This window comes from Azohydromonas caseinilytica (assembly GCF_012927045.1).
Taxonomy (GTDB): Bacteria; Pseudomonadota; Gammaproteobacteria; order Burkholderiales; family Burkholderiaceae_C; genus Azohydromonas; species Azohydromonas caseinilytica.
This window is the reverse complement of the sequence record NZ_JABBFW010000086.1, coordinates 1-1,667: the sequence shown is the minus strand read 5'-3', so window position 1 is coordinate 1,667 and position 1,667 is coordinate 1. Positions and strand designations below refer to the sequence as shown.

1 protein-coding gene is annotated in these 1,667 nt (G+C 66.5%); it reads right to left on the bottom strand.

Annotation, left to right across the window (positions count from 1 at the left end; translation table 11 throughout):
- Positions 1–30: 30 nt before the first annotated feature.
- A protein-coding gene (locus tag HHL10_RS30055; protein ID WP_169164098.1) for an IS3 family transposase occupies positions 31–1,598 on the bottom strand; the annotation gives its coding sequence in 2 pieces (ribosomal slippage) (positions 31–1,166 and positions 1,166–1,598; 1,569 coding nt in all).
- Between the last annotated feature and the right edge of the window lie 69 nt (positions 1,599–1,667).

Here is a 1,667-nt window from a genome sequence, read left to right as displayed (position 1 = left end):
CGGCGCGCGTCAACGTACCTGTCGCCTGGACTATGCAGCCAGAGGCCGTTTATCCGGGGTGAGCGAGTGGGCCGCGACGGCTGCCTCTCGCTCAGGGTTGAGCGTCACGGCGCCGATGGGAGTCCAGTCCCGAGTCGCGCCCGACCAGCGTGATGGGTTGCGCTCGCGAGCCGCGGTGTAGACGGCGTGGCGTGCGGCCAGGAGCTCGTGGTCACGGCCAGCATGGCGGTCTGCCGGGCTGACGTAACGGATGCCGCTGTGGAAGTGCACGGTGTTGTACCAACGCACGAAGTCAGCCGCCCAGGCGCGAGCGTGTGCAATATCAACGAAGCCCTTGGTGGGGAACTCCGGGCGGTATTTTGCAGTCCGGAACAAGGCCTCCGAATATGGATTGTCATCGCTCACGCGTGGCCGCGAGTAGGATGGTTTTATGCCCAACCAGTGCAGCATGGCCAGCACCGTGGTGGCTTTGAGCGTGGCGCCGTTGTCGCCGTGCAGCACGGGTTTTTCGGCCATGGCATGGATGCCCTCGGCCAGCGCCGTGCGATGCATCAGGTGTGCCGCATGGTCGGCGTCGTCCGTTTCGTGAACCTCCCAGCCAACGATCTTGCGGCTATAGATGTCCAGGATCAGGTACAGGTAGAACCAGCGACCAATGACCGCGGCCGGTAGGAACGTCATATCCCATGACCATACCTGGCGCGGCGCAGTGGCCACGTGCGTCGTAGGTGGGCGCGACGCCCTGGGCGCCTTGGCGCGGCCGCGGCGAGCGTTCTGACCGTGCGCGCGCAGGATCCTGCAGAAGGTGGACTCGCTGGCGATATACACGCCCTCGTCGGCCAGCGCCGGGACGATGCGCGCCGGCGGCATGTCGGCGAAGCGCGGCTCGTTGGCCACGGCCAGCACCTGGGCGCGCTCATCAGGACTCAAGGCATTCGCTGGCGTTGGGCGAGCTGCCTTGGGCCTGCCGTCGCCGCTGCAGAGACCGTCCGTGGCCTTCCAGCGCTGCAGCGTGCGCACATCGATGCCAGCTTCTTCGCAGGCCTGGCTCAGCCGTGCTCCGCTCTTGTGCGCTTCGTTGACGTCCTGGGCAATGTTCTGGCGGTCCTCAAGGCAGATCATTCGTCCGCCTCGCCCTTCTTGTTGAAGACCGCCTCGAGCTTTCGGGACAGCACCAGCAGCGCAGCTGTTTCAGCCAAGGCTTTGTCCTTGCGCCGCAGCTCGCGCTCGAGCTCCTTGATGCGGTGCTTGTCGTGCTTGGTCTGCTGCGGCGTGGCGCGTGCCTCGGCAGGCTCGGCAAGCGCCTGCGTGGCGCTCTGCCGCCAGGCAGCGAGCTCCTGCGGGTAGACGCCGTGCTCGCGGCACCAGGCGTTCTTGGTGGCCTCGTCCATGGCGGCCGTGGTCAGCACGGCATCGAACCGCGCCGCCGCCGTCCAGGTGCGTTGCTGCGTGGGCTGCGCCAGTGCCTGCGCGCGCCAGCGCTCCAGGGTGTCCACGCTCACACCGATCTCACGCGACACCACCTCAATGGGCGCGCTCTCAGGCGGCAGCAACCTCGCTACCGCCCTGTCCTTGAATGCCTGTCCGAAACGAGCCACTGATCACTTCTTCCTACGCCCCCTGGTTTCCTGGTTCTATGGGGACGACAGGTATTCTGACGCGGGGGG